At 38.5% G+C, this 22,188-nt stretch carries 13 protein-coding genes; 4 read left to right on the forward strand and 9 right to left on the reverse strand.

Annotation, left to right across the window (positions count from 1 at the left end):
- Positions 1-50: 50 nt before the first annotated feature.
- Together AC3Y25_RS04785 and ilvD are read left to right on the forward strand one after the other, a co-directional pair.
- A complete protein-coding gene (locus AC3Y25_RS04785) occupies positions 51-620 on the forward strand; it encodes a Crp/Fnr family transcriptional regulator (RefSeq protein ID WP_489901941.1) in 570 nt (189 codons plus the stop codon).
- A gap of 33 nt (positions 621-653) precedes the next feature.
- The gene (gene ilvD, locus AC3Y25_RS04790; protein WP_489901942.1) at positions 654-2,345 is read left to right on the forward strand and encodes a dihydroxy-acid dehydratase; all 1,692 of its coding nucleotides are present in this window, start codon (positions 654-656) and stop codon (positions 2,343-2,345) included.
- Between the two features lie 1,679 nt (positions 2,346-4,024).
- On the opposite strand, the gene AC3Y25_RS04795 is transcribed toward ilvD, so the two are convergent.
- Positions 4,025-4,522: a hypothetical protein gene (locus AC3Y25_RS04795; protein ID WP_489901943.1), complete on the reverse strand. Its 498-nt coding sequence runs from the start codon at positions 4,520-4,522 to the stop codon at positions 4,025-4,027.
- Positions 4,523-5,173: 651 nt separating this feature from the next.
- Between AC3Y25_RS04795 and AC3Y25_RS04800 the strand changes: the two genes are divergently transcribed.
- Both AC3Y25_RS04800 and AC3Y25_RS04805 read left to right on the forward strand, forming a co-directional pair.
- Positions 5,174-5,644: a Crp/Fnr family transcriptional regulator gene (locus AC3Y25_RS04800; RefSeq protein ID WP_489901944.1), complete on the forward strand. Its 471-nt coding sequence runs from the start codon at positions 5,174-5,176 to the stop codon at positions 5,642-5,644.
- A 116-nt stretch (positions 5,645-5,760) separates the two neighbouring features.
- Complete coding sequence (locus AC3Y25_RS04805; protein ID WP_489901945.1) at positions 5,761-5,940, forward strand: hypothetical protein; 180 nt, start codon at positions 5,761-5,763, stop codon at positions 5,938-5,940.
- A 274-nt stretch (positions 5,941-6,214) separates the two neighbouring features.
- Here AC3Y25_RS04805 and AC3Y25_RS04810 read toward each other — a convergent pair whose 3' ends face one another.
- From AC3Y25_RS04810 to lacZ, 8 genes are all read right to left on the reverse strand, one after another.
- Positions 6,215-6,784: a Crp/Fnr family transcriptional regulator gene (locus AC3Y25_RS04810; RefSeq protein ID WP_489901946.1), complete on the reverse strand. Its 570-nt coding sequence runs from the start codon at positions 6,782-6,784 to the stop codon at positions 6,215-6,217.
- 229 nt (positions 6,785-7,013) lie between these two features.
- Positions 7,014-8,114, reverse strand: a complete 1,101-nt coding sequence (locus tag AC3Y25_RS04815; RefSeq protein ID WP_489901947.1) for a pectate lyase family protein — start codon at positions 8,112-8,114, stop codon at positions 7,014-7,016.
- 442 nt (positions 8,115-8,556) lie between these two features.
- Entirely contained in the window at positions 8,557-11,058 is a 2,502-nt protein-coding gene (locus AC3Y25_RS04820; RefSeq protein ID WP_489901948.1) for a glycoside hydrolase family 3 N-terminal domain-containing protein, read from the reverse strand.
- A gap of 61 nt (positions 11,059-11,119) precedes the next feature.
- On the reverse strand, positions 11,120-13,072 hold the full coding sequence (locus tag AC3Y25_RS04825; protein WP_489901949.1) for a sialate O-acetylesterase: 1,953 nt from the start codon (positions 13,070-13,072) through the stop codon (positions 11,120-11,122).
- Positions 13,073-13,075: 3 nt separating this feature from the next.
- Positions 13,076-15,361 (reverse strand): beta-glucosidase BglX, encoded by a 2,286-nt coding sequence (gene bglX / locus AC3Y25_RS04830; RefSeq protein WP_489901950.1) that lies wholly within the window; start codon positions 15,359-15,361, stop codon positions 13,076-13,078.
- Between the two features lie 305 nt (positions 15,362-15,666).
- Complete coding sequence (locus AC3Y25_RS04835) at positions 15,667-16,041, reverse strand: hypothetical protein (RefSeq protein WP_489901951.1); 375 nt, start codon at positions 16,039-16,041, stop codon at positions 15,667-15,669.
- A gap of 29 nt (positions 16,042-16,070) precedes the next feature.
- Positions 16,071-18,416 (reverse strand): TonB-dependent receptor, encoded by a 2,346-nt coding sequence (locus AC3Y25_RS04840; RefSeq protein ID WP_489901952.1) that lies wholly within the window; start codon positions 18,414-18,416, stop codon positions 16,071-16,073.
- Positions 18,417-18,831: 415 nt separating this feature from the next.
- Complete coding sequence (lacZ, locus tag AC3Y25_RS04845) at positions 18,832-21,954, reverse strand: beta-galactosidase, LacZ type (RefSeq protein WP_489901953.1); 3,123 nt, start codon at positions 21,952-21,954, stop codon at positions 18,832-18,834.
- Positions 21,955-22,188: the final 234 nt, after the last annotated feature.

Raw genomic sequence — 22,188 nt, forward strand, 5'->3', positions numbered from 1 at the left:
TACAAAATCAATTTAGCATAGTTTTGACATAATGAAAATTGATTAGTTAAATGAAAATAGTACTTACGCAACTTATTAAAGATAAAACAGCTATAAATGAAGAACAGCTTGATAAGGTTCTTTCTTCTTTTATACCCCTTAACGTATCAAAAAATCAACTACTGCTTAGAGAAAATCAAAGAGCTGACCAAATTTTCTTTATAAATAAAGGATGCCTGCGATTGTATTACAGTAATACTGATCATAGCATATCCACGAGATTCATGGCCTTTGAAAACACTTTTTTAACTTCCATTCTAAGCTTCATCTCACGAGAGCCGTCTTTAGAATACATTGAGGCAGTGGAAAATTCAGAGCTGCTAGTTATTTCCCATCATGATTTTTTCCGTTTAAGAGAAATGATCCCTGAGTGGGATAAAATGTATATCTATATTCTTGAGTATGGATTAACTGTAATTACATCTAAGCTTAATAGCTTACTAACCCAAAATGCCTCGGAACGTTATAAAAATCTTCTTAAAAACAATCCCGAACTGGTTCAGCGATTATCGAATGTTAATCTTGCTGCCTACCTTAATATTTCACCTGAAACACTCAGTAGAATTAAATCTCAAATATAATTACTGAAAACAAAAAAAAGGACAAAAAAACATATGAGAAGTGATGAAGTAAAAAAAGGCGTGCAAAGGACACCTCACAGAGCATTATTGAGAGCAACCGGACTAAAAAATGAGGATTTTAGCAAACCCTTTATTGGGGTAGCCAATTCATTTATTGAGATTATTCCTGGTCATTTTTTTTTAAATAAAGTGGCTGAAATTATTAAAGAAGAAATTAGAGCTAACGGCTGTGTACCTTTCGAATTTAATACCATTGGAATCGACGACGGAATTGCGATGGGACATGATGGGATGTTGTATTCCCTTCCCAGTCGCGAAATTATTGCAAACTCAATTGAAAGCGTGATGAATGCTCATAAACTTGATGCTATGATTGCCATTCCAAACTGCGATAAAATTGTTCCCGGAATGATTATGGGTGCATTGCGGGTTGATGTTCCTACTATTTTTATCAGCGGAGGCCCGATGGCTAAAGGACATACAAAAAACGGTACTCCAATTGATCTGGCCACTGCCTTTGAAGCAGTTGGAAAGCACGAGGCGGGCAGGATAACAGAAGAAGAATTGTATGATATAGAATGTAATGCGTGCCCCAGCGGTGGGAGCTGTTCGGGAATGTTTACAGCCAACTCGATGAACACTTTAATGGAGGCAATGGGTATTGCTTTACCCGGCAACGGAACAATACTGGCTCAGACTCCGCAACGTGAAGAATTATATCGTCAGGCTGCCAGAAGAATCTGTGCTATCGCGAAAGATCAAAATGATATTGAAAAGTTTAAACTAAGGAATATTTTAAATGAAAATGCGGTTAGAAATGCTTTTGCAGTCGACATGGCTATGGGCGGAAGCAGTAATACTGTATTACATATGCTTGCAATTGCAAATGAAGCAGATGTTAATTTCAAATTAAAAGATATTAATACAATTTCCGCAAAAGTTTCTCATATCGCTAAAATATCGCCAAGTTTAAGCACTGTTCATATGGAAGATATCAACAGAGCGGGAGGTGTTAATGCAGTTATGAAGGAAATGAATAAAAGAGGCTCGGGAGTTTTAATTGATAATCTGACAATCGGCGGCGAAACTTTATTGGAAAAAATAGCCAATGCTGAGATCAAAGACAAAACAATTATTCATACTATAGACAATCCGTACAGCAGTGTTGGCGGACTTGCTATTTTGTATGGCAATCTTGCCGAAGAAGGTGCAGTAATTAAAACTGCCGGACTTACCGGTGCCCGGATTTTTACCGGACAAGCCGTTTGTTTTGATGGTCAGGCCCAAGCTATTGCCGGAATTATGATGGGAAAAGTAAAAGCCGGAAATGTTGTGGTTATTCGATATGAAGGTCCAAAAGGCGGGCCGGGAATGCAGGAAATGCTTGCCCCTACAAGCATGATTATGGGTATGGGTCTTGGAAGTTCGGTAGCTTTGATAACAGACGGAAGATTCAGCGGGGCAACCAGGGGCGCTTCAATTGGACACGTTTCGCCTGAGGCGGCAGAAGGAGGCATGATTGGTCTTCTCAAAGATGGAGATGAAATTCATATTGATGTGGATCAATATATCTTATCTGTTAACTTAACTGACGAAGAAATAAATACCCGAAAAGCAGCATTTCAACCCATTAAAAAAACATTAACTTCAAAATGGCTTGGACAATACAGGGCATTGGTAAGAAATGCAAGTAATGGTGCGGTATTAAAAACTGATTTACCTTAATTAAAAAAGATCCTTATTTATTAGAGCCATACAAAAAATATTGCCCTTTAAGTAAAAGTTGCTTTGAGAATTCCTAATAATATTTCAGACATTCAGATCAAATGAAGCAAATACAAATTATTTTTACTATCATTAATTACTACTTTCTTTATTAAATCAATACCTCTTTTGTACAACTCTCCTCTTCTGATCCCTTACACATAAAGAGAAGTTAGATAGAGAGTGAGGAAAAGCTTTTGATCCTGGTGAATAATTGAGATATCTTGTTTTTTCAATCTTAAAACTATTCTATTGGCTAAAACTCATATTGCTGCGGCACTTAAAATACTGCGCAGTTTTACCACAACAATTCTAAAAAAATATACGCAGCCCTTTTTTGGGTTTAAAATAAATACTTTATGGATAATTATTTAAAAAAAACATATTGCTTTTTCAAAGAGAATTTAACCCTCTTTGCACTAGTGCCAACTGCCTTGGGAGGAATCTGGCAAATTTGCAAATTGGGATTTATTTCAATAAATATGATCCGGTTCTTTTCTGTTTCACAACTTACTCAGATGGAATAATTATCCTGTTGATCATTTTTTTTCCAATGTTTATATATGCACTGCCATTTGTCAGATCAGCTGTCAATCAAAAAAAGAAAGGCACGAATCTTTTCAATAAAGACCAATTTCTGACACATTTTATTTTTATTCTTCTCGAACTAATTCTGGTTCTAGGAGTGATTTTTTACTTTGAAATTTATACCTATATCAATATTGACAACTTATCAATTTTGCTGCAGCGCATACATATTCTTTATGTTGTACTTATCATTGTATATTTCCTGATAAGCAAATTTCTTAAGGATGAAATCTTGCTGCAGTTGACATTTATTTTTTTTGCAGTGATATTTGTTAGTATAACAGTTATTTCATTTAATAATATTTCAAAAAATCTAAATGATGTCGAGAATTTCCAGCATTTAATCAAAACCATTCAAAAAGAGGATAAATATTCAAAAGCCCCTCAAATATTGTATTTTAATGATCGGTACATTTTCATTGAACTTGAGAAAAACGCCAAAAAAAGTGTTCTGATAAAAAAGATCGATGCTTTATTTTAATCTGCTTTTTGACAAGTAAACAGCAATCTTAAAAAACAGAATCTATTGATTTAACAAGACCTTTTTTTGACTGAGGCTTTTGAAAACCTAATCCTTTTTAACAAATATCTCCTTAAGAATGGCAATTGTGAAAGTGAAAATTATCTGTTATTTATGCCGGGTCTGCCATTATATCAGGCTTCCGCTACTTATTTTTTGTCTGCTTATATATTTTAATTTTTCCAATGATATCAAAACCCAGATCCCACTGAATACATCTTCAACAAAACAAGAACCGGGAAAATTAAGCCTATTTTTATTTGTGAATTCACAGATTTTTTTAATTTCTAACCCGTTAAGGCAACCAGGAATTATATCCCGGTCTGCAAAACGATCAAGTTTAAACCATTTAATATTGACAATTATTCCTTTAGAATCCCGGCTGTATTTAAAACAGGTTAACTGCGTATTTAAGGTATACATGATAGCTTATAAATAATGATAATTAAGTTATAAAACTGGCCTTTCATCTTTAATTAAATAAGCCAATACATGGAATTGATCGGGACATTAAAAACTTTTTCTATCTCCCTTAATCCAATTTTAATTTCCAGTTTATAAAGAATTTAACTTCTTTAGCGGTCTGAATTAAAAATTGGTCGAGTTTTCTTTGGAGCAATCGATGAAAAAAAACTTTGTAAATCAAAAAACTGATTCGATAGGACCATGTAAGATGCATATCGCAATGTACCTTTGCCATCTTTTTATCTTCACTTGTAAAGGAAAAATTGTACTGCACTGATTGGAGTCCCAAAAAACTATTATGGGTAAAATCATAAATTCGAACCGAGTAGCACAGCGGCGATGTAAAATTAAGCAGTTCATATTTTGCCTCAGCGCCATTTTTAAAATGAAGACTCTGCTCTGATCCCAATTGAGCTGACCCGTTTTTGATGCTCCCCGGCATCACATTGGCAATAAAATAGGTTCCCTTAAAAATCTCAAGGGGTTCTGCTGAAAAAAAATAGAGGAATACCTCGGGACAAGGAGCCTGAACTTTTACAAACGAATATAATTCTTTACTAAGCAAAAGATAATTTTTAGATAAATACTTAACACTGCTGTTTTCATACTAGTATTGATACATTAGATATCGTTATCTATTTTAAAAACCTTGCTTTAAAATACATACGTAAAACTCCTTAATCCAATATCAGTGCAAATTACTTAAAAAAATAATTCACCTAACTGGAAAAATGACCCAACCCCTTAATTTGTAAACTGAACAGTAAAATATCGGATCTCAAATCAAATTGGCATAAAAAATCCTATTGCCAAAAAGTACTCCCAAAAGATCTCTTAACCTCCTATAGAGTATTAATTTTTAAAATCTTACGGCACTGACATGTCATAGCAATGTAAAATCTCTGATCAAAAGGACTCTCTCTGCAAGGCATAAGGGACATTATTTGTATTTTTGCTTATCATTCATACCACCATATAGCCCCAAGGATTTCCAATAAGTGTACAGGGTAAGCCAAAAGGGCAAATAGCATCGCATCCTCTAGAGAGGTTTATATCTTATCGGTATGGATTTTTAACGGCAATAATAAGCAAGGATACACAATGAAGATACAGCTCAGAGAACATATAGAAGAAATAGTAGGCCTTTCAGACCAGGAATTTCAACACATAAACTCGCATTTTCATTATAAAAAAATGAAAAAAAAATCAGTTTCTTTTGCAGGCTGGCCAGCAAAAAGTCAACAAATACCTTGTCCTTAGCGGAATTTTGAAATCTTATTATATCGATAAAAATGACAAGGAGCATATTATACAATTTGCCCAGCCTAATTGGTGGATAACAGATTACAGTACATTTTTCAGCAATAAAGAATCTACCATCTTTATTGATTGTAATACAGACTGTGAACTTTTATACATAAGCAATACGGATTTAGAGAAACTAAGTGCCGAATTTCATAAAATGGAACATTTCTTCCGCGTTAAATCAAATGCAGGTTATGTGGCATCACAGCAGAGAATATTGTCCATGCTGAATTTAACGGTTATGGAGCGATATGAACATTTTACTGGTTTATATCCGGACCTTATCCAATCCAAACCTAAATACTTAATAGCATCGTACATCGGTGTGTCCAGAGAAATGCTGAGCCGTCTGACTAAAAAAGTGACAAATCACACAAAATAAAAGTGTGAAAGTTCCTTTTTTCTACATGCAGATTACTTCAATTTTGTAGTGTAAAATATAAAACATATCTATTATGAAGTACGGTCAGATTAAAAGGACTGATCTCAAAGGTCTGGATGGCAGACTTTGACACCCAGTTTTCAAGTTTCTATTTATGGGAAACAAAAAAAGACATGGATCTTTTCATGGATTCACCTGAGATAAAGGTGGTTGCAAATCTGCCATTTTTAAAAGACTTAAAGATAGTTGCTATTCCCGTTGTGAGCGAAGCTTCCAAAATTACAAGGGGAGTTTAAAACAAAGCGGATCATTGCAGATCAAAAACATTCTCTTTGGGATATTTCCCCAAGGAGAATGTTTATTAACAGTTTCAAACAAAAATATCCATAGCTGAGGTTGGTTTTATTTTTATACATTTACATTATGAAAAAGCCCAAAGCGTCATCGGTTTTTAGAAAAACAATGGCAGAATTTAAAAATTAACCCCGCCAGCTGCTCCAAAAATGAGAAAACGCATTAATATTCCACCTTAAATTGCCACACTAGTTAAGTTAAATTATAAATCTAAAATTACAACTTCTTAATTTTGGATAAGAACTCATGGGAAACCCCAAGATAGGATGATAGATTCCTATCGGTTATATTCTTAATTTTATCGGGATATCTTTTCACAAATTCATTATATCTTTGTTTGGATGTCTTATACAAAATATCCAAAAGTCTTTTCTCTATAGCCAGATTTAATTGCTCAAGCATTCGTATCTGAAAGTATATCAGCTTTGGCACCTGCTTTAATAACAGCATTTTATTTGGTCTGCTAATGATCCATACCTCGCTCTGTTGCATTGCCTTTATATTGTATTTGGCTACTCTTTGATCATAAAAGCTTTCGATATCACACATCCAACTATTTTCAAAGGCAAAAAAAACAATACTCTCTGTCCCGTCTTCATTTAATATGTAAATTTTGAATGAGCCTTTTACTATAAAAGTTTGATAAGTTGTATTAGAGTTTTGAGTCTGTAAAAATTCATTCTTTTTAACTATTGCATAATTTGCTCTTTCAAGGATACAACACCATTCGTGATCTGTTAAAGTAATATCGAGCTCTACATTTTTTCGTAATGCCATATCAGCCATACTTCTACTCATTTTAATTTAAAATTGCCCGTCCTTTATCTCATAAAGTAAAAGCCGCATGCAATATAATTAACAATACAATTCATTCAATTATGAAAATAACCCAACCTGCGTATTTTTAGACTGAACTTCAAAATATCCAAGCTGAAATAAAAAGTAACGCATACTTAAAAGCAACAGGCTGCCCAATAAGACAGCCTGTTGCTTTGTTAAACCTTATTTGCGTTATTTAAAATGATCCGCAGGTATTTCCGCTAAAAGTTGCACCTGCATTTGCCGTGATATCGGCCACCACAGCAGAAGCTGCAAGAGTGATAATGGAGTACGGAGGTGTAAATGCAGTATTGCCTCCTGTGGTATTTCCGGTAGTGGCTGTGAAAATATTCCCGCTTGCCGTTACAGCCGTGTAACCGGTCATTAAATCAATTGGCTTGGTAACGTTTTGGAAAACATTATTTTCAACCAGAATATTTGCTTCTAACCCGGCCATTATGCATTTATTGCTAACCTCACTATTAAAATAGCTGTTAATAATATGTACTTTGCCAAATCGGACCCTTGGCATTCTTTCTTTACAGCCCGGAGCCCACCAGCAGCGTGCAAATGTAATTCTTAGTGTCCCGCGGTCTGCCGTAGCGCCATCACTTGATCCAATTAAATTGGAAAACCTGTGATCGTCCGTTCCACCCGAGCCTCCTTTTTTTGGAGCTTTAAGATAATTGAACTTGGTATAGGAAACCGTTATAAAATCCGATTTGTTTTTAATATCCAGATTCCCGTCGACCCCGTCTCTGAATTCACAATGATCTACCCATACATTTTTGCAATCATCCAAAATGGCATTATCCCAGCCATCTGTATCATAAGCACCGGGACCTTCAAATATCAGATTCCTGATAATGATATTATTACATCTCTTCACGTTTAGGATCCCTGAATTTGCCTTAGTCTGATCTGTTGATACCAACTTGGCATCACTCGCTCCATAAAGAGTTTTACCGGATTGGTCCTGTAGTGACAATCTTGTGGTAATGGCAATAGTGCCCGTGATTTTCACAACCTTTACAGCATTGTTCTCTAGGGCTGATTTGAGTTCAGCGTAGGTACTTACCACTGTTTCGACAGCGCCTGCTCCACCGCTGGTACTTCCATTTTGAGATGCCCAGCCCGGCACGCTGCTGCAATCGCCCGCAAGGGCCGAAGCTGCCTCTTTTTTTATAAGGACAGAATTTTGATTGTTTTGTGCAGAAACTGCATCATCTGTGGAACAGCTTGTAAAAGATGAAATAGCGATCAGCAAAAATGCTGAAAATGTTAATTTTAATTTCATAATAAAAATTTGGGGTTAATTATTTACTACTGCAAATGTGTTCTTTAATTGTTTAAAAAATGTTGAACTTCTTCAACACTTTTAAATAAACTTTTTTATTAGTTAAAATTTTATAAATAGTACATCATGCTATATTTGAAAATCAATATTGATACCACTTTAAGACTATGAATAACCGGTTAATTTGATTCAGTGACTTTTTTATTATCCAATAAAGATTAATTATTACTGATCTTTGATTTACGAAAAACATACACACCTGAACCCAAATATATTAGTACCTAACTATAGGCCTTAATTCCTTTCATTACAATTGCTTTTCCGGCCTTATAAATACAGGGCCAGCTATGCCGGCGCACGTAACCTTATCTTCTTTCGGGACAATTTATGAGTCACTTTTTTTACAATTAATTATGTAATTGCACCAATAATTTGATACGAATTATTTTACTGCCAGATTTACAGTATCATATTTCTCCGAGGATGGCCCAACCATAATAGTAAATTCACCTGCTTCTAGAACCTCTTTCATTGCCATATCTAAAAATTTCAGTTTATCGGGTGTAATTGTAAAGCTTATTGTTTTTGTCTCTCCTGGAATAAGGGCAACTCTTGTATAGTCCTTTAACTCTTTGACAGGACGTGTTACAGAACTTACCTTGTCTCTGATATACAACTCAATAATTTCTTCACCATCACGTGTACCCGTATTTTTTACATCAACACTTACCCTAACACTTTCGGATGAAGTGATAACATTTTTAGAAATCCTGAGGTTACTATACTGATAACTTGTATAGCTTAATCCAAATCCGAAGGGATATAAAGGCTTGATATTATCCAGATTATAACCTCTTTCACGAGCGGATGGTTTTTTATAGTAATATACCGGAAGGTGACCGGAGGATCTGGGAATGGAAATGGTAAGCTTGCCAGATGGATTATTATCTCCAAAGAGCGTCTCCGCCACTGCATAACCCGTTTCCTGGCCCAGATACCAGCACTGCACAATGGCATCCGCCGTATTGTCCAGATGTACAAATGAGATCGGAGGTCCACTGAAAATAAAAGCAGCCATGGGCTTATTGAGCGCTTTAAGATTATCAACAAGTTCGTTCTGATCCCCTAATAATTCGAGATCAGCAAGGTCGCCCGGGGAGGCAGGTGACACTGCTTCTCTTGATATTTGATCATTTCCCCCCAGCATAAGGATTATAACATCGGCATCCTGTGCCACTGCCACAGCATCGCGGATAAGTTTCAGATTATCTTGATGGGAATTAAGTTTTGTCGGGCTGTATATTGATTTTGAACGGCCAATATTTAATTTGCATCCAACTGAATATACAATCTCTACATCGCCATATTTCTCTTTAATAGCGGCTAATGGACTTATTTTTTCTCTGGGGATTTGGGAATATCCACCCAAGATACATTGGTCTGCATTAGGTCCTATAATGGCTATTTTTTTATATTTTTTTCTATCCAAAGGCAGTAATTGGTTTTCATTTTTTAACAGCACCATAGACTGCCTTGCAGCCTGCAGCGCCAGATCTTTGCTGGCTTTTGAACCTATTGCATCGGTATTTCCTGTACTGATATAAGGATTTTCAAAAATACCTAGACGTAGTTTGAGCTCCAGTACCCGCAGTACTGCCTTATCAAGTTGCGCCATTTCGATCTTCCCCTGTCTTAAAGCCTGAGGAAGCGACAAATACGAATAGCCATCGGATAACTCTATATCTACACCTGCCGAGAGTGCTTTAACTGCGGCTTCAATAGTATCTGCCGCAATATGATGGATATCCCGAAGTTCAAGGGTAGCCTTATAATCAGAGATCACGAGACCTTTGAATCCCCATTCGGTGCGTAATACCTGGTCAAGCATCCATTTATTTGCATGAGCAGGCATGCCGTTGATTTCATTATAATTCGGCATAATGCCTAACGCACCCCCTTCTTCTATTGCGGCCTTGAAAGCTTTAAAATTAACTTCTCTGAGCTGTCTTTCTGAAATTGAAACCGGTCCTGCATTACTTCCGCCTTCAGGTTGCCCATGGGCCCCAAAATGTTTTAGGAACGCTCCAACATGCTTACTATCAGGAATAGTGGCATCTCCCTGCAATGCCTTGACTTTTATCACACCCATACGGCTGGTCAGGTAGGGATCCTCCCCTGTAGTTTCTTCCGTACGTCCCCATCTTGGATCCAGGGCAAGGTCAAGAACCGGACCCAGCACACAGTGGGTTCCGATAGCCCTGCTCTCGGTGGCAATCGTTCCAAAAATATTTGCAGTCAAGGCATCATTCCATGAGCAGGACAGTCCAAGAGCGCTGGGAAACATGGTACCATCCTTGACAGCCAGGCCATGAAGTGCTTCCTCTACAAAATATACAGGTATACCCAGCCTTGTCTGTTCAATAAAATACTTTTGTGTTTGATTGGCCAGCTTTGCAGTCTGCGCCGATGAGGGTGATCTCTCCGCTGACAATACATTATATCCGTCACTGATACGCAAGATTCCGCCAAGCCCGTCTGGGAACAATTCCTTAGCTGCATCAATGCTGAATTGGTTGTCGGGATATAGCTTAGTTTTTTTAGAGTGCGTACACTGCAATTGAACCAGTTTTTCTTCCATGCTCATCTGGGACAGCAAGTTTTTGGCCCTCTTATCATACGATTTTCGAAAATCTTCGTAAACGTCAAGCTTGCCGTTTTTATTGAGGTCCCTAAACTTAATGCCTTTAACAGTGATCGTTTTCTCAACAGTGTCTTGGAAAACCCGTAAACTGCCCACTGCTTCATAGCCGTTTATTTTATCCTGTACCGCTAAAGATCCAGTAACAGGCTTTGAATTTAATCTATACATCGCATGCGCTGTTGATATTGCTAGTACAAGCGCAGAAAATGCAATAATAGTACGTGAAATTTTAATCGTAGACATTGAATAATTTTTTATTATTATAATACTGCAGATTACATAAGTAAAAGAATTGCGGTAGATACTACCATCCATCTGTTCTAAATGGTACCGCAGGCAGATTTTCTTTATTGTACAAATTTCCCTCAGGTTTATTGCCCCAGTTATAACGCACAGCCACAGGTTGTTTTAAACCATCAGCATAAATAATGATTTCATTTCCATCCTGGTATGCTTTTGCCCACACAAACTTTTTATCGGCCCCCGCAATAGCAAATCCAAGGATATACCCATATTTGTCTTTTACCCACAAGCCCGAACCTATATTATCGAAGGCTATTCTAATTCTATCAGTTTCGATTTTCATTGATTTATAAGTCGGTCCCGAAAAGACTACAACTTCATTATATACTATTTTTTCAGCGGCCAACACCAATCGCTTTGCTACATCCTGTTTGTTCTTTGGATGAATATCGTCCTCTTCACCAATGTCAATAGCTGTAGCCATGGCTGTATTTGGAACCGTGAGGGTTTTATACTGAGCTTCCCTGAGGTGTGCCCAAATATAGTCGCCAGGTTGATCCTCATCAGATTTATAACCCGCTAGCTGCACGAAAAGAAATGGGAAGTCATAGCCCCATTTATGCCGCCAGTCCCCTATCAGTGCCGGAAAAAGAGAAGCATATTCTTTTGCCTCATCCATGCTGTTTGTATTGCTTTCTCCCTGGTACCATATCACTCCTTTGATGCTATAGGGGATAAGCGGCGCAATCATGGCATTAAAAATGACAGATGGTGTTTGTGGTGACCCGGGAAGAAAGCCTGATAATCTTTCATCGTGAGGAAAACTTCCTATATCCGGTGCCGTTTTATACAACCAATCACCAGCCAGTGATATTTTTTTTTCCGCAACCCTGGCATATAATTCATTCGAAGTGCCTGTCATACCGCCAAAGTCCAAAATCCCGGTAATTCGCAATACTAACAAATTAGAACCTGCCTTTACTAAATTGCCGGGTACCTGGTACACGCGTTTTTTTTCCTGCCCTGTTGTAGCGCCGATTAATTGCCCGTTAACAAATATAGAATCTCGAAATAAAATTGTGCCCAAATGCAGTTCTATAGATTTTCCTGCTGCTTGCTCCGGAACTTCTATGGATTTTCTAAACCATATAGTGCCGCTATATCCCTTTAACTCCTTATAGGATGACCAAAAGCCTGGCAGTTTCATAGTAAGCCAATCGGCCGTATTCAGCTCAGTGGCGTCCCAGGATTTACTGCCTGGAATCCGTCCGCGGTCTGTTTTTGCAAACTCTCTCAGCCATGCTTTCCTTTTGGCAATGTACGCGTCGTAAGTTATTGAATCTATACAGGACAGATCCTTTGCTGTTTTTGAATAGGCCGGAAATGGCTTTAAACCCTCGCTGCTGATCCAGGCTTGGGCTGCAGTGCCGCCCCACGAAGAATGAATAAGTCCCACGGGTATTTTGTAACGTTTGTAAAGCTCTCTTCCAAATAGGTATTCAACAGCAGAAAAACTGGCAACCGCATCGGGTGAGCAAACTGTCCAATAACCTGAGGACAATTTCTCTCTGGGTTGAAAAGCAAATTTTTTGGTGACTGTAAAGAGACGGATTTGTGGATAGTCCGCTGACTCAGTTTCCTGTTCGCCATTTTTAATATCATGGAGACGCATTTCCATGTTGGATTGACCCGAAGCCAGCCAGACATCACCGATGAGAATATTTTGCAGCGTGATTGAATTCTTTCCTTTTATAAACATCTGATAGGGTCCTCCTGCAGGAAAAGAAGGCAAAATAATAGTCCACTTGCCATCCTTACCCGCTTTTGTTTTTAGCTGTTTGGCTTGAAACTGAATGCTTATTTTTTCTCCGGGATCAGCCCAGCCCCACAGATTGATCTTGGTATCCCTTTGAAGAACCATGTTATCACCAACCAGGGCAGGAAGTATAATATTTGCCCGTAGGCCGGGAACCAGAATATTAAGTAAAAAAAGTAAAAAGAGTTTTTTCATCATGACCTATTTTTTCATTTCCTTATTCCAAATAAACTCCCCCTGATTGGTTGCATCGGAATTTGTACCTATAAAAACATAAAATTTTCCTGATTCCCAATTCCAAATCAAATTGCTGTTATAGAATTTCAGATCCGCCGTGGTAATAGTAAAGCTTACCTCTTTGGTTTCCCCAGGCATCAAAAAAACTTTCTTAAAATTCTTTAATTCTTTTACCGGCCGTGTTACTGTGGCTACCGGATCATTCAGATACAATTGCACGGTTTCCTCCCCTGCGTACTTCCCTGTATTAGTTACATTGACTTTTGCCTGTAGAATTTTCTTTTCACCGGTTATTAATGTATCGCTTAATATTACTTTACTGTAATTGAATGTTGTATAACTCAGTCCATATCCAAAAGGGAATAATGGACTGTTTTGCTGGTCGATATAATTAGATACATATGTTTCCTTGGAACCCTGCGTATAGGGTCTTCCTGTATTTTTATGATTGTAATACAGTGGAATCTGTCCTACTGATCTGGGAAAAGTCATGGTGAGTTTTCCCGAGGGATTATAATCTCCAAAAAGCATGTCCGCCACAGCAGTTCCTGCCTCGGTCCCCGGACGCCATATATCAACTATTGCATCGGCGTATTGAAGGTCATCCGTAAGTGTTAACGGCCTGCCGTTTAAAAGCAGCAGCACTACGGGTTTTCCGGTTGCTTTAAGCGCCTGAAGTAATTTCCTCTGGCATTCAGGCAGGGAAATTTCACTGCGGCTTGCCGCCTCTCCTGACATCGCTGCTGTCTCACCGAGAACTGCTACGATAATATCACACTCTTTAGCTATATTGAGGGCTTCTTTAACCAGTGTGTCCTGCCTGTCCGGATCAAAAGACAGGTTTTTTTTCGAATTCAACAGAACATTATCACTAACCTGTGTTCCCTCAGCGTAACGCACATTGGGATTTATTTTTTTTATCCCCTCATATATTGTCGTCACACTTTGCACATCTCCGGTAAAAGACCAGGTACTGAACATTTCAGGCTGACTATTGGCAAATGGCCCTATAAGTGCAATACGGCTGTCTTTTTTAAGGGGTAGTATCTGATTTTTATTCTCAAGAAGCACAAACGATTTAAGGGCTGCGATCTTTGCCGTCTCTTTACTGGAAGGCGTTAATAACACTTTTTTTGCTTTTTCCGGGTCATAATTTCGGTAGGGATTAGTAAAGAGGCCTAGCTTGTACTTGGCTTCTAAAACCCTGCGGCAGGCAGCATCAATCTGCTTCATTGTAACTTTGCCTACTTTTACCGACTGGGCCAGGGAAGCTATCATACTTTCGCTGACCATATCCATATCTACCCCTGCTTTGAGAGAAAGCTCAGCCGCCTGTTTATAATCTTCAGCAAAGCCGTGGGCGATTAATTCCTGAACACCGTTAAAATCGGAAACTACAAATCCTTTAAATCCCCACTCTTTTCGTAATAGATCCGTTAAGAGCCAGCTGTTTGCTGTTGCGGGAACTCCATCGATTTCATTGAAAGAAACCATAACACTTCCGGCCCCGGCTTCTACAGCAGCTTTGTAGGGGGGAAGGTAATTCTCGTACATGGCCAGTCTGCTCATATCTGTTGTATTATAGTCCTTGCCTGCTTCAGGAGCACCGTAGAGTGCAAAATGCTTGACGCAGGCCATGAGTGAATTTTCATCTAGAAGACTATTGCCCTGATACCCTTTGACCATAGCACGGGCAATTTCAGAACCCAAATAAGGATCTTCGCCGGGCCCTTCCATTACCCGCCCCCATCTTGGATCACGTGTCAGATCCACCATAGGGGAGAATGTCCAGTTGTATCCCATGGCCGAAGCCTCTTTCGCTGCAACTTTTGCGGTCTTCTCAATTAGAGGCATATCCCAGCTGCAAGACAAACCAAGGGGAATAGGAAATATCGTTTTATATCCATGGATAATATCTAAACCCGATAGTAAGGGGATTTTAAGACGCGTACTGTCCGCCATGGCAAGTTTTGAGTGAATGGCAGGGGATGATCCCAATAATCCAAACACACTGCCAGTGGAGCCTTCTTTTATTTTAGCGATGGCATTCTTAGTAGCGAAAGGTCCGGTCCTTACAACAGGGGTAATAAGATTCAGCTGCCCTAGTTTCTCCTGCATCGACATTTTTTTCAGTAAGGTAGTTACAAAGATATCCATTTGTTTCTGCTCATTTTTTTGTTGTCCCTGCATGGGTACGGCTCCCAGAAATAATGTAATAAAGATTAATATATATAGTGTTTTGTGTTTCATGCCTGTTTATTTTTTCTCATATAAGCCCGAAGGTGCTATTAAATGTTCTTTTGAATGAACCAAATATGGTTTGAAAGTAATTGTATTTTTTTTGCAGAGCCACCTATTAATCAAATGATTCTTACTTGATGATTTTCTAAAAAAATCGGAAGAAAATGCTAAGCTCTGCAGCCTTTGGGGCAACCTTACAGCTGTAGGCAAAAAAGGTACTTTGTTGGGTAAATAAAGTCCTATATTAAATAATTTTATTCTTATGAGTCAATGTAATAATAAAAGCAGGCAAAAATTGCCTGCTTTCTAATTCACTACTCCTGGATTCTGGTACCGCTGGCATCAAACATATCCATAAGACTGCCCGTTACCTTATCCTGCCCGTCTTTTTCTAAAAAGAGATACACTTCATATCCCTGTGAAGTAAAATATCCGGTCACTGACTTTTCCTTTAATTCAATTTTATTGAGCTTACTAATCTCTTTTTTAGTTGATGGATCTACCACTGAGCCTGTAAGGTTTCCATCCTTCTCAATAAATTCAATAACCATCTTAGCATCACCCTGCGGCGTGCCGGTAACCAGAACATCCCATTTGCCTGTAAAAAAGTTTTTTTGCTGCGCCGTGGCAGCGTTAGAGAAAAACAATAAAAAAAACATGCTTGCTAAAAAAAATGATACCTTTTTCATAATGTAATCAGATAATATTAAAATAATAATTAAAATTTAAAATTGACAGTGAACTCAAATGTTCTTGGTCTTATCGCACCGGCAGCAACCTTTCTGTTTGTATAAGGCCCCGCGTCGGTAATTTGGTCCGCACCCTGTATGGCTCCCTTTACTCCTTCCTGGTCAAGGAAGTTGGTAATCTGGAATTTGAAATCAATGTTCCTGCTTAGTCGGTAGTCAATTCCACCAAAGTTCTCGACCCATCCGTTATAGAAAAAAGCATTGGTCTGGTTGGCATACTGTTTGCCAAAATACCTGAAGCTAACCCATGCCCTCATAGAACCTTTCATAAAAGTATAGCTTGGATCAAACTCCATTAAAACTTTGGAAAGCTCCGGTATAATGTTGTTGCTAATGTCGTAATTTACCCCAAATGCACTGTAGGCATAATTCTTATATTGAGGGTTCTGCAATGTAATCAAATAATGAATGGAAAGACCTTTAATGGGGTTTGCTACAATATCAGTAGTCCACCCGAGGGTTTCAATATCATAAAATAATGGATAAAATTTAGCTCGCTGTGTTGGATCAGCAGGATTTGTAATATCGCTGCTTGTGGTATTGTTCTCTTTAGAGATTTTAGTAATTTTTGAAACAATACTCAGTGTATTGCCCCTATTGTAATAAATTCCCCCGCCGTAGTTTAACACTTTCTGTCTCCCTGATAGGGCAACATCTGCCAATGGAAGGGTTCCGTCTGGTGATCCCGGAGGTGCAATAGGATTTCCGTTGGCATCCTTATAAGGATAATCCCAGTATCTGTTATACCAATCATTGTATGTTACATCGGCCAGAAATCCAAAGTCCTTGGTTGCCTTAATCACTGTACTTGCCAAAAACACCTTATTCCAGTTGTTATTGAAATCCCTGCTTACCAAAGGCCTGTCATTAATAAATTGGTTTACGTACTGATTGTGATCTTCATGGTCATTCTGCAATTCAATACGTGCGCCAAGTCCGAGTTCCCACCAACGGTTGATAGAGAAGTCATCGGAACCGTAGAGCGCATATTTTTGGATTTTAGTATGAACATAGTCCCCTATTCCTGTTGAAGGCAGAAGACCAAAGTCATTAGTAACCTTATAGTTCGTACCAGGAGCAACATTTACATAGAAATCCACCAATTTAGGATTAGGCTCAACGGTTTGGTAGTACACGCCATTATTAAACTTAATAGGAAGATCATTAAACTGCTGTGTGAATCCCAGTCGCGCATCATGAACGCCAAACTTCTTTTTAAATTCAACACGGCTGATGAAGGTTGTGATGTCAGACTGCGGCACAAAAGTATTGGCTACCAGCTGCACAGAACCATTGTAGACTGTATTGGTGTTATGCAACTGGAAAATGGAGCCAGATTGCGCCTGCTGGTCAGGATCCTGGATTTGCAAGCTGATTGGAAACTGTATGGTAAAAGGCGCTTTAGCCTTCATCAACATAGAGGAATAGGTCATCGATACGCCATTTTCAAATTTATGGTTACCGGTAAGATAAAAGGAATCTGAGATGTACTTACTGGCACTATCACTGTCCATATTTACCATACCCGGAGCCCCTGTATTAGCATCATAATAAGGCACATTACCATCTGCAAGTAAGTAGCTGTCCTGACCGAGCCTAAAATTCGGAAGCGGGCTTGTTTTGCCATTACCATTGTAGGTTATAGGATAATAATTACTGAAGATCGCTTTAGAAACGGCATGTTTCCAAAGAAACTTTATACTTCCTTGTTTGTATTTTTTGGAAATACCCGCTTTAAGGATTGTAGTACGGTCCCCCCATTGTGTGTACATAAAATTAGTCCCGTTATAATGGTCATAATTTTCAAAAAGGCTAACAATATATCCCCAGCCTTTATCATTAAGAGGACCAGTGAGTGTAGCATCATATTTATAGGATCCCCAGCTGTTGGTATAAAAAGAGGCATAGCCTTTAAATTTACTGCCCGGGTCCCTGTCGTAACTATTTACGGCATAACCTACTTTACCATAAGTGAGGGCTCCCTCTGCGAAGGAAAGCAGGCCCATTCTGGCCAGACTATTATCATAGCGCCATACCGTGGTTGGAATTTGCGGCTGAAAGGTATATACTACAGGTATATCATTCTCCAAAATAATAATATCCCCTTGAAAGGGAAGGCCTATGTTAACATTTCTTGGTCCGGTGTTACCATCAGCATTCAGCATCACATTTCTATTCTTTTCTTCTTTGCTTTTACTAAGAGTCTCAGACTTGACTACAGCAGGCAGCGAATCCTTAACAGTCTGGCTGGAAACCCGGTATTGAAACAAAATTAAGCTGATTAACGTCAGCAGTTTAATTGTAATTGACTTCATCTTGCATTTAGTTTGGTTGGTTAGAATTAGTTTTTTTTTAAACAGTAAAATAACAATACGTTACTATGACGTAAAGGTAAATACATTTTAAGAATAACAAAATTTTTCGAGAAAATAAAAACAGATAAATCATTTTTTTACATAATTAAAAGTATAATCATTATATTTATTCAAACCCATTACGTTATTTATACGTATAGGGCAAAAAATTGAGGATTTAGTACTAAATCGTTTGATTTTTTCAGTCCATGAAATCAAACATTCTAAATTCCAGCAGTATAAAGTGAGAAAAAGCATCGGCTTTAACCAGATATAAAGAGAAAAAAAAACGCATTCTGTATTCTACTGCCAATAGAATAAGAATGCGAATTTTTAACAGCACAAACACTCACTAATTAAAACTGTGCAGTGAGTATTAATTTGTTTGTACCGGCGGCAGCAGTTTTACTGTGTAGCTATAGGTATATTGTTTTGCTAAGAGCAAATATGGAGCATGGGCTTTTGCCCCCCAGCTATTATCTCCGCCCACTCCTCTTTGTCCATAATCTATATGCAAATACACAGTATCGGCAGGATGAACATCATTTATATGACGCTGGGAGATTGTATCTCCGGGATCTATGTCCTCTGTTGAAATATTCATAGCACTAAAACCCAGGGGCTGGCTACCAGTGATCACAAGGCCACTGCCGTATTTGTTTTGCAACATTATCCATCTTGCATCAGTCTTGTAACCACATTCCTGCGGACGAATATATTCCCATGTATACTGGTCGGCCACCTTTGCATTATAAAGGCCAAGAAAGGAAGCTGTATTTCGGTCGGAATAGTTCTCAGATGGTCCGCGTCCATAATAACTCAGTCTGTCATATGCACCGGGGAGCTCCATACGCATCCCAAAACGGGGCAACTCAGGCAGGTCTTTCCCTCTTATATCAATACTTGCCGTGATTTTTATACTGCCATCGTTTTGTATAAGATAAACAATATGATAAGGCACTTGTCGATCTGCAAGCAGGTATTGCACCTCAATAGTAAGCCCTTCCAGGGTTTTCTCTCCACAAATCACTGATTTTACTATTGGATTCAGATGTGCCTTTCTCCATAAAGCAAGATTTTTCGGCATTTCATTTCCAAGATCATTATCAGTGGGTGCCCTCCAGAAGTAGGGAATAGGAAAATTACTTATTGCTTCTTGGTGGCTATTCTTTAAGCTAAAACTTGACAAAACACCTTTTAACAGATCAAAAGTCCCCGTGACCTGATCCGTTTCAAAACTTAAGACCGTATTATTCTTTTTATATTGCAGTGCACTTTTATTGCTTTGCACTGCAGTGGGACTGAAGAAACTTCCTTTAATTTTAAACTGTTCCTTTGCAATTTCATGATTCACGGGAACCATGTCGGTTGCTTCTTTAGTCAGTGCCAAAACATTAAGGAAATATTCGCCATCCTGAAGCTTTGATTTTAACGGGATATTAAAAGTTGAATTTTCTCTTGGCCTCACCTCGATGTCAAAATCGCCTTGCTCTATAACAATTCCATTGCAAAGAAGCTCCCATCTGAACCTAAAGGCACTGAGATTGGTCTCAAAAAAACGATTCTTTACTGTGAGTATATTTCCTTCACTAAAATCAAATTTAATATCCTGATATACTTTTTTAACTTCCTGCAGGGCGGGGTCAGGAACACGGTCGGCCGTCACAAGGCCATCTGCACAGCCGTTTGCATCATTCTGTAATTTATCACCCCCTAAATCACCTCCGTAAGCCCAATACATTTTTCCATTCTTATCATAGGCTTTTATCCCCTGATCTGCCCAATCCCAAATACAGCCGCCCTGCATATGGGGACTGCTTTCTATAATATCAAAGTATTCCTGAAAATTACCTGTACTGTTTCCCATAGAATGGGCAAATTCACACATTATCAAAGGCCTGGTAACTTCATTGTTATTGGCGTACTTAATCATTCTTTTAATGGTGGGATACATGGGAGCAACAATATCTGTATTGCTGTTCTGTCCGGCCTGCTCAAACATGATCAATCTGTTTGGGTCACGTTTTTTCAACCAAGCATAGTTCTCATAAAATACTGGTCCGTTTCCACATTCATTACCCAATGACCAAAGTATTATTGAGGGATGGTTTTTGTCACTTTCCACCATTCTGCGAATCCTGTCGCTCTGGGCCGGCCACCACTGAGGCAAATACGCCGGATGCTTGCTTTTATCAAATCCCAGCTGCATTTCCGCGCCCATGCCATGCGATTCCAAATTAGCTTCGTCAATTACAAACAATCCATATTCATCACAGAGCTGATATAGGTAAGGATCATGCGGATAGTGGCTCATCCTGATGGTATTGATATTATTTTGTTTCATCAATGCCACATCCTTACGCATTAGTTCCCTGCTTGGAACATGGCCATTTACGGGATCATGCTCATGAACATTGACACCGTGAACGATTATGGGGTTTCCATTAACCAATAACTGCGCATTTTTAAGCTCAACAGTCCTAAAACCTGTTTTCGCCGATATACAAGCACGTTTACCTTTGGGCAGATCCCACTCAATGAAATAAGTATAAAGGTCTGGGGTTTCGGAGCTCCATTTTTTAACGTTAGCCACAACAGCACTAAAGTCAAGGATTTGATCCGAGGAGACAAGCTCTTTAATTTGCGTGAAAATTGGCGTCCCTTTGGAATCCTTTAGGGTAAAACGCACCCTGGTCTTCTGTATATTATCCTTGGAAAATGATCTAAAATGCACCTTGGCCATCAGGTTCCCATTTGAATAAGAAGCATCAAGCCCCGCGGAAACTTCATAATCACGGACCGATACAGCAGGAAGTGCCTGCAGGTAAACTTCACGTTCAATACCGCTCAGACGCCAAAAATCCTGATCCTCAAGATAACTGCCATCGTGCCAGCGAAACACCTGTACAGCCAGAAGGTTATTTCCTTTTTGCAAAAAGGGCGTTATATTGAACTCTGCAACAGTTTTAGAAGCTTTAGTCATTCCTACTTCCCTGCCATTTACAAAAATACGCGCATAACCGCTTATAGAACCAAAATGCAGCAGGATCTCATTGTTGTGCCAATTTGCCGGAACTGTAAAATTTTTTCTATAAGTTCCTACTGGATTATAGCTCCCATCGATAAAAGGAGCATTTTTAGGGAAAGGATAAACATAATTGGTATAGATCGGAATATCGTAACCCTGCATTTCCCAATTTGAGGGTACCATTACATTATCCCATTTTTGATCATCGTAGCCAGCTTTATAAAAATCAAGTGGCCTCTGATCAGGTGTCTTGACTATATTAAACTTCCATTCCCCATTCAGACTTTGGTAATAAGGAGAATTCTCCGGTTTATTTTCAGCTGCCTGAAGCTCACTGTCATAAATTATAAACGGTGCATGAGCCTGCTCTTTATTCCTTTCAAAGACTGATGGGTTTTCCCATTCATTTATTTTTTCCTGGGCAAATAACGGCATCGCACCCAATAGCAAAGAGATTAGTATTTTATTCATGAAGTAAATTATTTCGATTTTACAATTGTTCAATTTTATATCCTTGCCCTATTTCAAAGCCCGATATTATCTTTTTAGTTGTTCTACATTATTATATTTCTGATAACTGCTTTAAATGCCTACCTTTACGTCAAAATAACATAAAGACGATTTTTTTTATCGTACCGAGCAAGTTGGAGCAATTATTTTTTTATCCCAATAGGTACTGCTAGTAATGTTGCCTGAATATTTTTT

The sequence above is a fragment of the Flavobacterium sp. LK-23 genome (assembly GCF_058135255.1).